The sequence below is a fragment of the Paenibacillus sp. USHLN196 genome, assembly GCF_037144955.1.
Taxonomy (GTDB): Bacteria; Bacillota; Bacilli; order Paenibacillales; family Paenibacillaceae; genus Paenibacillus; species Paenibacillus xylanexedens_C.
In genome coordinates, this window is record NZ_JBBCYH010000006.1 from 219739 (window position 1) to 233981 (window position 14243).

Genomic DNA, 14243 nt, shown 5'->3' on the forward strand with positions numbered 1-14243 from the left:
TCAAGGCTATTCGCGTAAATTTCGTAAGTTTAGCCGAATACCAGTACGGGCAAATACCAGCTGCGCTCCGGGATTCCTTTGAATGTTCTACCCTTTGACCGCACCCTCCGCAATACCCTCCATAATGAACTTCTGGAAAAACGCATAGATTAGAATAACCGGAATCACAGTCAGTACCAGGGAGGACAGAATCAACGGCCATTCCTTGTTATATTCACCAAACAGCATGTTCGTGGACAGAATCAGCGTATAACGATTCACATCGGTCAGCATGAGCAGTGGCAGCAAGAAGTCATTCCAGATCCACAGGAAGTCCAGAATCGCGATGGTGACTGTGATCGGAAGCAAGAGCGGGAAGATAATCTGGAAGAACGTCTGGAACTCATTACATCCATCCATCTGAGCCGACTCCTCCAATTCACGCGGAATAGACTTCACAAACCCGTGATAGAGGAAGATTGCCATGTTCACACCAAGCCCGATATAGATCAAGGCCAACCCGTACGTGCTTCCTTGCACCCCCATGCCTTTGGCTACCCGTGTCAGCGGAATCATGATTGAGTGGAACGGTACTAACATGGACGCAACAAACAGGAAGAAGATCAGGTTGCTCAAACGTCCGGAGGTACGTGACAGCTTGTATCCCGCAAGTGAGGCACAGAAGACAATTCCCCCGATCCCCAGAAAGGATACAATCGCCGAGTTCATCGAACTGCCCAGCAGATTGATTTTGTTAAACGCGTCCGAATAATTCTCCCAGTGAAGCGTTGTTGGCAGCGCGAGAAAGGATTGGAACATCTCACCCTGTGTTTTGAAAGAGTTCACCACCGCCATGTAGATCGGCAGCATAGCGACGAGAGAGCCCAGAATCAGCAGCAGTCGAATCAGATAACTGTTCAGTCGTTGCATCCTCATGCTTCCACCTCTTTCTTCTTCATGACGGTGATCTGGATGAGTGTAAAGATGAGTACGATGATGAACAGCACAACCGATTTGGCACTCGCATAGCCGTATCTGAAGTTATTGGAGAACGCTTCTTCATAGATGTTCATCGTGATAACCTGCGTGGCTCTGCCCGGTCCACCACCTGTCAGTCCATACACCACTTCAAACACTTTGAATGCTCCGTTCAGTGTCAGGAAGAAACAGATGGTCACAGCATGAGTAATCATCGGCAACACCACATTGCGCAGCACCTGGAATGCGTTGGCCCCATCAATAACAGCCGCTTCCTTGAGACTTTTTGGCACACCCTGGAGAGCAGCCAGATAGATGATCATCATATACCCAACACCGTTCCAGAGCGATACGATCAGAATGGAGTAAAATGAAAACTTCGGATCACCCAGCCATTGCTGGTCCAGGAACGAAAAGGCCAGTTTCTGTGCGAGTTGTGGCAGCACCTGAGTAAAGATAAATGTCCACATGAAAGCACTGATGATCGTACTAATCATGTTAGGCATGAAGAACAGGGTCCGGAAAAGCCCTTTGCTGCGCGTCCGTGACTCAATCAACACGGCGAGCAGCAAGGCAATTCCATTTTGCAGAATCAGCATAAATATTACATATTTCATCGTGAACCACAGGGAGTTCAGAAAGTCAGGATCTTCTTTGAACAATTCCACAAAGTTGCCCAGACCGATAAAACTGTAATCCCGATTAAGTCCGTTCCAATCTGTCAGACTATAGAACATGCCACTAAACGTAGGGTACAGCAGGAAAATTGCATAGATGACAAAGGCAGGCGCAGTGAACGCGAGCAGTGACAGATACTTCTTGAACACATTCGTAGCCATTGGTTCTCCCCCTTTTCACTCGAAGCGGATGATCGTAAACGAGGGAACGAAGAACGTTCTGCCTGCCATATCATCTGCTTGGAGACTGTAACGAAATAAAGTACCGCTCATTTGTTGATTAAACTCCCAAACCCATTGAGATTTTGTCAACAAAACAAAAGCAGGTACTCCATTCCTTACAGCTCCTTACTTGTTGACTTTGTTGTAGGATTTCCACGCCTTGTCGAGCGCATCGATAACCTGCTGTTGATTTAATTGCCCAGAGTAGTAGCCTTGCAACGCTTTGCCTGACTCGTCTTTCACCGCTTGAGGGAGGGATGGGTCCTCATATGCTTTACCTTCACTCACATATTTCTGAGCATCGTCTACCCACGGGAAGCTCTTGAAGTCATGGATCTTGGCAATCGGATTGAACTTGAGTGCTTCGAAGAATGCACTTGAATCCTTGTCATCGAGAATATAGTTCACGAAATCGAGTGCCACTTCTTTGTTTTTGCTAGATGACGATACTGCCAGTGAAGTGGAGGTGCTCAGATTGATTTTGGTATCATCCGGATTGTCATTGATCGGCATGGGTGCTACACCAAAGTTCAAGTCCGGGTTGGACTTCAGAATGGTTTCGGCAAACCATGGTCCCTGAATCCACATTGCGGCGCTTCCTGATGCGAAGGCTGCTGAACCATCATCTCCGCCCACTTCCAGCGCTTTGTCCGTTCCATTGGCATTGACGAGATCGAAGATATCAAACAATGCTTTCATATCGGAGAAGGAGCCCTGATCCTGATTCATCTTCTCCACGAAGTCTTTGTGCTCAGACTGAGTTAATGCACCCACGGTAAGTGGCAGGAATAATTGCGGAATCCAGGCTTCTTTGTAGGATAGTTCAAACGGTGTAATGTTGGCTGCTTTGAGTTTCTCCACGACCGCTTTCATTTCCGTTAACGTCGTTGGCACTTCCAGCCCTTGCTCTTCGAAAATATCTTTATTGTACAGATAGCCCCATGATACTGTTTCCAATGGAACAGCTACGATTTTGCCCTCCGCATCCGTTATGGAAGGTTTAACCGAATCCAGCAGCTTATCGACAAAAGGTTGGCCCGACAGGTCTTCCAGATAACCCGCTTTGCTGAATGGTGGAATCTCATTGACTGCATGCAGGGCGAACACATCCGGTGCATCATTGGAGGCGAGACGAGTCTTCAGAATCTGAGGGGCATTGTCCGCTGGCGGCATCTCCAGTTGCACGTTCACCTCAATGTTTTTCTCTGCTTTCTCCTTGGCTTTGAACTGTTCTATATATTTATCGTAGTGTTCTTTCAGCCGAGGTTGTGCAACGAATACTTTGAGTGATACCGTGCTGCCTGATGCCGATTCCTCCCGCCCATTGTCCGTTCCTGCATTGGAACCGCAACCTGCGAGCAGAACACTGACCAGTACCGCACTTGCTACGCTTTTCCATACTTTCATCTCTTATGACCTCCCGGTGTGTAACTGGTTTGTCTTTCATAGGCTCATTATATATCAGAGAATGAAAGCGCTCCATTGGACAAAATTAGACTTGTGTATTGGATTATTTTAAACCTTAATCCTGCCGCAAATGCTCTCTCGAACGACTCATTCCGTGCTGTTGCTTGAATTGCCTGACATACGAGGTTGTCCCTTCCGCATCTCCCCAGGAGATACTCCGAAATGCTTTTTGAAAACCCGATAGAAGTAGGACACATCTTCATAACCCGCCATCTCGGCAACATGCTTGAACGGAATCTGTTCGTCCATCACCCACTCTTTCGCTCTCGTCATACGTAATTGGACAACATAGTCGGTCACGTTCACCTCATACTCTTTCTTAAATACCTTGCTGAGATATTCCTTGCTGACAAAAAAGATCTGGGCGAGCTGCTCCAGGGTAATCATCTCCATACAGTGCTGCTCCATGTATTGCTTCACCTCGTCCAGGTTCAGCTTGTTCTTAAATTTGCGCTGCGCAATCAGCTGCTCCAAAGCCTGATAGTATGGAGTCGAAATCCATGTGATCGTGGATTCGATGGAAGCCAGCGCTGTTGAAGGAGGTAGCGCCGTTGCTTCGGGCCGCTCGTACAAGCCATTGGAGACGCATAGTTCATCCAACAAAGCCTGTAATTCATAGGCTACCCTTCCAAGCTGCCGAGGTCTGTTAATCTCGCATCGTTCCAGCTTCTGCTGCAATTGCTGGAACCACTCACGCAGACTCTGAACGTTCAGGTCATTAAACCGCAGGCGAGCCTGCTGCTGAAACAAAGAAAAATCACCAGCAAACGCAGAGGGATACGACTCCCATGATTCAGGCGTAGATTCAGCCTTTTCCAAATCTCTTGCACATTTGGCCAGTACACCATTGAGTTCATCCGGATTCACCGGTTTAAGCAGATAATCAGCAGCCCGATGGCGGATTGCGTGTTTGGCATAATTGAAGTCGTCATATCCACTCACCACGATCACCTTGATCTGTGGGTATTGTCCGCTCAACGTCTGTAACAGCTCCACACCGTCTGTGCCGGGCATGCGCATGTCCGTAATGATAATGTGAGGCTGATGCTGCTTGACCAGTTGTATGGCCTGCTCACCATCCTCTGCTTCACCTGCAACGGTCATGCCGAGCTCACTCCAATCTCCAAGGTTGCGCAGAATCTCCCGGTTCCACGGTTCATCATCTACCAGCAGCACTCTGTACAGTTCTTTGTTCACAAGGCTTCGCCTCCTGTATTGCAGGGGATTCGTACCGTAACGCTTGTCCCCTGTCCGTATTCACTTTCCATGTTCATCCCGTATTCAGGTCCAAAATGCATCACCATTCGTGAAGCTGCATTGACCAGTCCAATACTCGTGCCTGAACTCCACACCCGATCTGCCTCCCAGGTAAGCCGCTCCAGTCGGGACTGCATCTCCGCTAGTTTCTCAGCATCCATACCCACGCCATTATCACGAATTCGAATGGTTACATCTTTGGATTCGCAGACGACCTCAATGCCCAGTTTCCACTCACCCTGCTTCTTCTCCAGACCATGTAAAAATGCGTTCTCCACCATCGGTTGCAGAGACAACTTGGGAATATAACACGCCCGAAGTTCCCCAGTAATCTCCAGGGTATATTCAAGCCTGCCGGCAAAACGCTGCTTCTGAATCAGCATATAATGCTCCAGCTGGTCCAGTTCAGACTGCAGGGGCACAAGCCCATCAGGCGCTCGCACAATATAACGAAACATCTCGCTCAAGGCTCGAATGACCTTGTAACTGTCTGCCGGTTTTTGCGAGTAGACCATGCCACCAATCATCTGCAACGTATTTTGCAAGAAATGCGGATGGATCTGGGATTGCAGTGCTTTGAGTTCGGCCGTCTGCTTCTCCAGATTCATCAGGTAGTTGTCGCGAATATGTTCCCGAATACGATTAGCCATGCCGTGCAGATTTTTCTCCAACAGACCAATCTCATCTACCCGGCCGCTTCGTACCACTTCCCTGTCCTTGATCAGTTGAATACCCTTCATGGAATTCGCCAGTCTGACAATGGGCTTTGATGTACGCCAGGCCACCAGCGCAGCTAGTCCCACAGATATGACGGTGGCCAGGCCACCCACAACCAATCCGTATTTCATCGTTTCCAAGGCACTTTCGTTAACGACATGGGCAGGTACAATCTTGATCACACGCAGTCCTGACGGCTCAATGGAATGAAAGAATACGTATTCCTTGGACGTACGGATGAAGCCCGAACTTTCTTTCGTGCCTGCCAATTTCTCCAGCGCTTCCGCAGACGGCTGAATCTCTTGGTTTGGCTGATAGACCGGACTGCCCGCGCTGTCAGCAATGTATACCGCATAGTCTCCACGGCTATCCAGCAGCTCCAGCGTCTGATTGAACTCAGCCCACTTGACCTCCAGACTGATGGCACCGATCTGTGCCTGATCTTCAAAGCGGTTCATGCTGCGGGTCATGTGAAACTTTTGTGGATCGTCCGGATCATTGATAATCGTAAAATCTTTATGTTGTGCAAAAAGCTCATGATACCCTTCCGGAATTTCCGATACTGCCTTGATGCGAGAATCCATGGAGTTGAAGGTGAACAGGGTGTCCAATTCTTTCAGGTACAGTTCAACGCCAAATACATAATTGCCAGCGGAATAGTATACACTGTTCAACATGTTGAACACAGCCTTCTGTTCATCAAATCGACTGGCTGCCGGCGCTTCCTGGTTCAACGCCAGATATTGATGCAATTCGTCACTGATCTGAATCGAATAGATAATATTGTTCATGCGGGCGAACTGTTCACCCAGATAGATGGAGGCCCAGTTCATATTCGCCCGGTTGGTCTCCATAATCTCCTCTTCCATGGAAGAGCGGGTATTCTCGGCTGCCATGGCGGTCATGGCTATGACAGGCAGAACGGCCAGCAGCGTCATGGTAAGGATCAATTTATTGCGAATGCTGCGTTTGAAAGGATCTGTCAGCTTCCGATAACATTCGGTAAACACAGCGCATCCACTCCTGAGCTAAAATAAGACAAACGCCCCAGCATGGAAGCCGAGGGCGCTTTGGTCTTTATATTCGTTTGGAAATGTTAAAATATCACGTTATACAATAGAATGAATGGTTACACGAGATCACTACGTGGTCAGAACAACCCTCTGATCGCTGTTATCACCGGATTTTTTTGATTCCCTTATCTAAGGGGAAAATCCGTTGATAAAAGCGAACGCTCCGCTTCCTCAGGTTATTTCTGCCCTCTCCGTTAACGTGTACATATTAAATTCAACTTATATACCTAAATTTATTATTTCCTATTATTGTTCAATGATCCGTATGCCCCATGGTTCCAGTTCGATCATCTCTCCTGCAGCAATCGGGGTTCCTGCCAGAAGTTCAGTCCCTTCCCCATAAGCATTCACGAAGGATGTTGCCTCATCTGCATAATTGAAATAGTAGCGAATCGTATTCCCCTGATCGTTCACACCTGTCTTCACAATGATGGGAAAAGCCAGCTCCTGATCATCTCCCCATACACCCGCTTCCTTCATGACACGTTCCAACACCTTACGGATCACCGCAGAACTGGTGTAACAGCCTACATAGGTGGCTTTGCCTTTTCCATAGGCATTCTGGGTAATTGCTGCATATTCACCCCAATGTGCATGATCATACCAAGCGAGTACTTCAGCCGTTGTCGGCGTAATCAGTTCCATCCAGGTGTGAACCTGGTTTTGCTCCTCACCAACCCCGAACGGATCATCGCGCAGCGAGACATGTTTTGGTTCTACAAATAGGTTATAGCTGATCCCGCATGCCTCACTGATCAGGCCGGGCTGGCGGGTAGAGCGTACCTTGATATGCTCATTTGTGAATCCGCTTTTGAACGAGTAGACGATATGTCCGCCATCCTGTACGAATTGATTTAATTTTTCCAACAGTGCATCCGAAGCTGCATACAGAGCAGGTACAACGAGCACATCATATTCCGCATAACTCTCAACCGATGGATCGATGAGGTCACAGCCCATGTTCATCTTGTACAATTCATCGTACATCCAGCGCACCACGTCATTGTAGTTCTTGTCACTGGTGAAGTTAAAACCAAACCACTTGATTGATGTCAGGGCCTCATTGCTGAACAGCACCGCCACCCGATTTTTTTTCTTCAGATTCACGAGCTTCGGACTCAGTCTTGCAAAATCCCTGCCAATCGTCTTGGCCTCGTTGTACACCGGATTCGGTTCAAAGTCATGACTGAGTAGTCCTTTCCAATAGGTCTCAAAGGAGTTGTGCAACGAATGCCAGTGCCAGTAGGCGACCATGTTCGCTCCCGATGCCAGATGACTGAATGCCTGTAGACGTAACTGGCCCGGGTAAGGAACCCAATGCCAGAACGCCTGCGCTTCGGTCTCCAGTACCAGATAGTTCGATTGTTTGGTCGAACGCGCCACATCCCCACCGAATGAAATTTCAATGCCGGTCAGATCATCCTGGGAAGGATGGTAGATGTCCACACTGGTGATGTCAAAAGGTTTTGATGCGGCAAAATGATCCACATCCCCTTGAATGCCGTAGGAAAATCCACGCCAATCGAAGTCAAAGTTCTGGGTAACAAACTGTCCTGCCTGTTTGTATTCATTCACGATCCCCACTTGCCAAGCCAAAAAGTTAGTTACCAGCTGTCGCTGGAACTTGGCAAATTCAGCCCCTAGACTACCGTTGATCGTTCCTACAACAGACGGGAAGTCCTCCCAGCTATTGATTCGATTGCTCCAGTAGTCGAGACCAAATTCCTTGTTAAGCTCATCCAGAGAACTGAACTTGTTCCGCATATATTTGACGAATTGCAGTTGCACATTATCTCCGGCCGTATTGTAATGCTTCGTCTCGTTATCTGTCTGATAACCGATAACCGCTGGATGTGTGCTTACCCGAGAGATTAGCTTGCGAATGATCCGTTCGGCATAGAATAGATAGGTTGGGTGTGTAATATCCATAATCTGTCTTGCGCCGTATTTACCAGGTCCCTGAGAGGTGGTAGCCAGCACGTCCGGATGTTCCTTGACCATCCACGTTGGAACAGCATACGTTGGTGTGCCAACGATGACCTGAATCCCCGCCTCATGTATGGCATCCAGCACACGATCTACAGAAGAAAAGTCAAATACACCATTCTGCGGTTCATGAGTACTCCAGGTTGATTCTGCAATGCGGACCACGTTGATGCCTGCATCTTTCATCATCTGAATGTCCTTGTCCAATCTTTCGTAAGGCATATATTCATCATAGTAGGCTACGCCATACAATAATTTATCCATCATTTAATCTCCTTTTTGTCGAGAAATGTGGTTTTCTTGCGTTGCATATGAGTTGACATATTCCAACCCATAATGGTAGCGTTTACATTATTATCGGTTGAAGAACTTGGATTGTTCAGTAACCACTACGCTGATGTGTCCCATGGATTATCCATGCTCGCGTTAAACTGATTATAATGAAGTATACTACGGGTGCCGATTGTACAAGGCGAGTTGTTTTTACCCTTTTCCGAGGTGAATATGATGGATATTCGATCACAGCTCCGAGAAATGCCTCACCATACACTGGCCCACTGGCTGCCTATTATCGACTGTAACATCAAATTCTATGGTGCGCACAGCCAACAAGTTCCATATGGATGGACGATGCCGGAGGAATCACATCCGGGCTTTGAGATCATGTTGATTATTGAAGGCACCCAGGAAAGTGTGATTCATGGTTATACCTATACCGTGGAGGAAGGTTCCATTCTCCTCATTCCGCCCGGATTCAAACATACGAATCAATGTGTATCCACGGACGGCATGACTTATTTCAGTGCTCATTTTAATGTGGATGATCCTGTCTTTACCCTGAAGTTGATATCACAGCATAGCCGAATCTACGCTGCAGGTACGGCCGATAATAGGAAGATGCGTGTAGTGCTGGAGAGCTGGATGGGCATGATTAACGTATCTGAAGCCTACACGTCCACCGATAAAATGATCATGCAGGCACGCATGTTTGAACTGTTCGCCCTGTTGTCCCAAGCCGCTGACAATGAGCCGGAGGCCGCCAATTCTGTTGCTGCTTCACACACACCAGCCCCAACGGCCATGCATTATGCTGGAGCTATTGCGGAAGCAATCAAGCAGGCATTCCATGCCCAGCTTCGAATCAAGGAAGACAGTGTGTCCACGGTCAAAGTCGAGCAGATTATATCCTCGTTTGGCATCAGCCCGGGATATGGTCTACAGGTCTTTCGCAAGGTGTACGGGCGATCACCCAGGGCCTACCTGTCCAGCCTGAAGTTGCAGGAAGCCAAAGTACTGATCGAACAGCCAGAGCTGTCGCTCGGTGAAATTGCGTGGAAGCTGGGTTACACCCATCTGTCCCATTTCAGCAGACAATTCAAGCGCTGGACAGGCCAAAGTCCGCTGCAATATCGCAATCATCATGCAGACGCATCAGGCGATCCTGTATCCTACGGATCGGAATCGAGTCCAGAATCTTGATTACGGATACGCTCGTATTCTTCCGGCGTGTTCATATTACTCATTTGCATCGCTAGTTGATGAACGCCTGCTCTCTCAAGCTCTTCCGCTTCGACATAAAAGCAACCGATCTCTTCAAGCCATCGCATAACTCGAAGATGATCCTGTATCAGGCGCTGCTCCAGATCAGGGAGCACTCGCTTGTGATAAGCCCCTGCAAGAGGGTGGACATGTCCATCCACGCGTGGAACAATAGCAGAATAAGAGTTATGCGATTCGACCAGTTTTTTTATTCCATCAAAGAAAGACGTTTGCAGGAGCGGCATATCGCAGGCACAGACCAGATTCCATTCTGTATCAGAAGCTTCCAGTGCCGCGTGGAGACCCGCGAGTGGTCCCTTCCCCGGATAGCGATCCTGAACGCATTCGTAGCCCATTTCACTGTAAGTTGTCACGTTGGGTCCGGCAGCTACGATGATACGCGATACGGCGGGTCTCATGGCCTTCGTCACATGTTGCAGTACAACAGAACCGTTCAGTTCGAGCATGGCCTTGTTGGCCCCCATGCGGCTGGATAACCCTCCTGCCAATATAATGCCTGTCCATTCACGCGTGTTCATGTTGTTATCCTCCCTCCGATCACAATATGTGTTTGGCTGCATCAATTTCAAAACGTTCGCTATGCATTGAATCCCCTTTCAACAAATGATACATTGAACAATATGCATTTGAAAGGAATGGCTTAATTGGACAGACCTGTACCTTCGAGAGGCAATCCCTCATTGGTTTCTCTGAAACTATATAACTTTTTCATATATGGAGCCATCTCGATCTTTGCCGGATTCCTGCAGCTTTACCTGCAAGAGATTGGCATGACCAAACTGGAGATTGGCAGTCTGATGGCGATTGGACCCTTTGTATCTTTGTTCGCCAACCCGTTCTGGGGTTTCTGGAGCGATAAATCCCGCAATATTCGCATCATTCTGATGGTTATGATGGGAGGCACATTTGTGCTCGCCCAAGGTGTGTTCTATGCGCCCAGTTATACATGGATCTATGTAGCCATGATTTTCTTTTATTTTTTCCAAAGTCCATTATTCGCCCAAACGAACAGCCTGATTCTCGGATATATCGATGGTACAACCCAGAAATTTGGGGCATTCCGGCTATGGGGTTCACTCGGTTGGGCACTTACTGCCGTCGCTGCCGGACCGGTTATTGACCGTTTTGGCAGCGGCAGTGTATCCATTATATTTGCGTGCATGATTGTTATCGCCTTTGTATTATCCGTATTTCTGCCTAGACAGCCGATCGCTTCGGATACACCTGTGGTTACTTTTCGGCGGTTTGGCAAAGTCATGTTCAATCCATATTTTATGACATTTATCGGCCTGGGTGTACTCGTGTCGGTGCCCAATGCGATGAACAGCACATTTATGTCACTATATATCGTAGAGATGGGTGGCGACAAACAGATGGTCGGTTGGGCCATCTTCACCTCTTCCATTCTCGAAGTCGGTGTATTTCTGCTGCTGGACCGCTTACTCAAGCGTAAAATGAGCATACTCCTGGCATCCCTTATCCTGATCAGTGTGCTGTTTGCACTTCGCTGGCAGCTCATGGCACTGGCTAACAACCCGCTGGAGATTGTATTCATTCAGCTGATGCACTCCATTACGTTCGGTGGGTACTTCTATGTGGGTACGCAGCTGACTATGCTGTTTATCCCAAGACCTTATCGTTCTTCCGGTCAAGCGGTCTACACGATGGCCTGGGGCGGTCTCTCCGGCGTCATTGCCGGTCTGTTCGGTGGCTGGTTGTTCCAGAGCTTCGGTGCGGAAATCATGTATAGCATCGGTGTATTCTTCTCGCTCATCGGCGCGGTCGGATTCAGCATCATGTGGTTGTCGAATCGACGCAATGGCTATCAGCCAGTTGTGTTGACGGAGATGGGTAATATGGATGAGGACAGATAATCATTTGTTGCAGGGGGATATTTGCACGATTAAAGTTACACTGGCGCACTCCGATGCCAGAACAACCTTCTGATCGCTGTTATCTCCGGATTTTCTTGATTCCCTTTTTAAAGGGTAAAATCCGGAGATAAAGGCGAACGCTCCGCTTCTTCAGGTTATTTCTGTCCTCTACGTTAGGGTGTAACATCAGCGTACAAAAAACCGAAACAAAAGATTAAGAATAGGTGCAGTAAAGAGAAAAGGCGTCTAAGGTTTGTTGCTCCTAACGAATCTTAGGCGCCTTATTTGCAATAATTTCACGAATTTCTAAAACTAAAGAACCACAGCCACCTTATTTTGCATAAAAGATGTTAAAAACCCTAAAAGGACAAGCCTAACGAGGAATTAAGGTGTCTACGATTCGTTACGCTGCTGGAATGCCCAAATACACTTAAATAGCATGTCCTCGGTTCGTTAGATTCTTACCTCATACGTACATCTATGGCCTCAGCTCATGTTCATGTTCATGTTCATGCCGTATTGTATGCTCAGTCTAAAACTACCCAGAAAAACAAAAGGGCATCCTTCGCCATGATCATGACGAAGGATGCCCTTCCTTTAACTTAAAACTTGGCTGCTTACCAGCACTCTGATGAACAGACTTTAAGTTTATCCATCGGCCTTATGCCTTTGGCAGTTGGAACGAGCTTTTCAGGGATACGACCCGGTTAAATACGGGGCGTCCTGGCTCGGAATGTTTTGGATCTACACTGAAGTAACCGTGACGGAAGAATTGGAATTTATCCTGAGCATTCGCTTCCTTCATCTCTTGTTCCACATACCCATTAACAATCTCAAGGGAGTTCGGGTTCAATTGATCCAGGAACGTTTTCTCCGGTTGCTCTTCCACAACCTCAGTTTCAGCCCCAGCTACTGCCACTTCGACCTCTGCTTCCGGTGCTTCATCCAAGATCAAAGGCTCATACAGACGGAATTCAGCAGGTACCGCTTGAGTTGCTTCTACCCAGTGGATCGTGCCTTTGACTTTACGGCCAGTGAATCCACTGCCGCTCTTTGTCTCCACATCATAGGTACAATGAATCTCGGTCACATTACCTTCTGCATCCTTGATCACATCGTTACATTTGATGAAGTATGCATGTTTCAGACGAACTTCGTTGCCAGGGAACAAACGGAAGTATTTGTTCGGCGGATTTTCCATGAAATCGTCTTGTTCAATATAAATCTCACGGGAGAACGGAATTTGGCGATTGCCCATCTCCGGGTTCTCCACATTGTTCTCAGCTTCAAGCCATTCCACTTGTCCTTCAGGATAGTTGGTAATGACCACTTTGAGCGGGTGCAGAACAGCCATCGTGCGCGGAGCTTTCAGTTTCAAGTCTTCACGTACAAAGTGCTCCAGCGTTTGCAAGTCGATAACCCCTTGGCTCTTGGAGATGCCTGTCTCAAATACGAAATCACGAATGGCTTCCGGTGTATATCCCCGGCGGCGCAGACCCGAAATTGTCGGCATACGTGGATCATCCCATCCATCCACATGGCCTTCGTCCACGAGCAGTTTCAGCTTCCGCTTGCTTGTTACCATCTGGGACAGGTTCAGGCGGCCAAATTCGTACTGACGCGGCTTACTCTCCATCTCACATTCAGCGATAACCCAATCGTAGAATGGGCGTTGATCCTCGAACTCCAGAGAGCAGAGGGAATGCGTTACACCTTCAATTGCATCTTCGAGCGGGTGAGCAAAGGCGTACATTGGATAGATGCACCATTTGTCGCCGGTGTTATGATGGTGTGCATGTGAAATCCGGTAAATAACCGGATCGCGCAGGTTGATATTCGGTGCAGACATATCGATCTTGGCACGCAGCACTTTCTCTCCGTTCTTGAATTCGCCTGCACGCATACGTGTGAATAGGTCGAGATTCTCTTCCACCGAACGATCACGGTACGGGCTGTTCTTGCCCGGCTCCGTCAGCGTTCCGCGCATTTCACGGATTTCGTCGGCGCTTTGGTCGTCGATATAAGCTTTTCCTTTTTCAATCAACAAGACAGCACGGTTGTACATCTCATCAAAATAATCCGAGGCAAAACGTTTCTCGTTCCACTCGTATCCGAGCCATTTCACATCTTCCTGGATGGATTGAACGTACTCGACATCTTCCTTGACCGGGTTCGTGTCATCAAAGCGCAGATTCGTTTTGCCGCCAAATTCGCCGCCCAGCGTAAAGTTAATCCAGATCGCCTTGGCATGGCCGATATGCAGATAACCGTTCGGTTCCGGAGGGAAACGGGTAATAACTTCCTGGACTTTCCCTGACCGGAGATCTTCGGTAATAATATTTTTGATAAAGTTAGGTGGGGTTGTACGATTGTCCACAGGTATCAAACCTTTCATGAATTGATTGGAGCTTTCGGGAATTGCAGCAATTCCGGCTATAATTCCTTTATAACGA

The 14243-nt window shown here is 48.0% G+C and carries 10 protein-coding genes; 2 read left to right on the plus strand and 8 right to left on the minus strand.

Going from position 1 to position 14243, the window contains the following annotated elements; translation table 11 throughout:
* Positions 1 to 87: 87 nt before the first annotated feature.
* The 6 genes from WFI24_RS16735 to WFI24_RS16760 all read right to left on the minus strand — a co-directional run bounded on the left by WFI24_RS16735 (position 88) and on the right by WFI24_RS16760 (position 8620).
* A complete protein-coding gene (locus tag WFI24_RS16735) occupies positions 88 to 915 on the minus strand; it encodes a carbohydrate ABC transporter permease (protein WP_336762556.1) in 828 nt (275 codons plus the stop codon).
* On the minus strand, positions 912 to 1796 hold the full coding sequence (locus WFI24_RS16740; RefSeq protein ID WP_336762558.1) for a carbohydrate ABC transporter permease: 885 nt from the start codon (positions 1794 to 1796) through the stop codon (positions 912 to 914). Before WFI24_RS16740 ends, WFI24_RS16735 begins: the two co-directional genes overlap by 4 nt.
* 186 nt (positions 1797 to 1982) lie before the next feature.
* Positions 1983 to 3263, minus strand: a complete 1281-nt coding sequence (locus WFI24_RS16745) for an ABC transporter substrate-binding protein (protein ID WP_336762560.1) — start codon at positions 3261 to 3263, stop codon at positions 1983 to 1985.
* Positions 3264 to 3410: 147 nt separating this feature from the next.
* A complete protein-coding gene (locus tag WFI24_RS16750) occupies positions 3411 to 4520 on the minus strand; it encodes a response regulator transcription factor (protein ID WP_336762562.1) in 1110 nt (369 codons plus the stop codon).
* Entirely contained in the window at positions 4517 to 6307 is a 1791-nt protein-coding gene (locus tag WFI24_RS16755) for a sensor histidine kinase (RefSeq protein WP_336762563.1), read from the minus strand. The genes WFI24_RS16750 and WFI24_RS16755 overlap by 4 nt, the downstream gene beginning before the upstream one ends.
* 309 nt (positions 6308 to 6616) lie before the next feature.
* Positions 6617 to 8620 (minus strand): beta-galactosidase, encoded by a 2004-nt coding sequence (locus WFI24_RS16760; RefSeq protein ID WP_336762917.1) that lies wholly within the window; start codon positions 8618 to 8620, stop codon positions 6617 to 6619.
* Positions 8621 to 8812: 192 nt separating this feature from the next.
* Between WFI24_RS16760 and WFI24_RS16765 the strand changes: the two genes are divergently transcribed.
* Complete coding sequence (locus tag WFI24_RS16765) at positions 8813 to 9835, plus strand: AraC family transcriptional regulator (protein WP_336762564.1); 1023 nt, start codon at positions 8813 to 8815, stop codon at positions 9833 to 9835.
* On the opposite strand, the gene mobA is transcribed toward WFI24_RS16765, so the two are convergent.
* Positions 9805 to 10434, minus strand: coding sequence for a molybdenum cofactor guanylyltransferase (gene mobA, locus WFI24_RS16770; protein WP_336762566.1), 630 nt, complete (start codon positions 10432 to 10434; stop codon positions 9805 to 9807). The genes WFI24_RS16765 and mobA overlap by 31 nt on opposite strands.
* Before the next feature lie 126 nt (positions 10435 to 10560).
* Between mobA and WFI24_RS16775 the strand changes: the two genes are divergently transcribed.
* Positions 10561 to 11790 (plus strand): MFS transporter, encoded by a 1230-nt coding sequence (locus tag WFI24_RS16775; RefSeq protein ID WP_336762569.1) that lies wholly within the window; start codon positions 10561 to 10563, stop codon positions 11788 to 11790.
* Between the two features lie 661 nt (positions 11791 to 12451).
* Here WFI24_RS16775 and WFI24_RS16780 read toward each other — a convergent pair.
* Positions 12452 to 14185: a glutamine--tRNA ligase/YqeY domain fusion protein gene (locus WFI24_RS16780; RefSeq protein WP_336762571.1), complete on the minus strand. Its 1734-nt coding sequence runs from the start codon at positions 14183 to 14185 to the stop codon at positions 12452 to 12454.
* Positions 14186 to 14243: the final 58 nt, after the last annotated feature.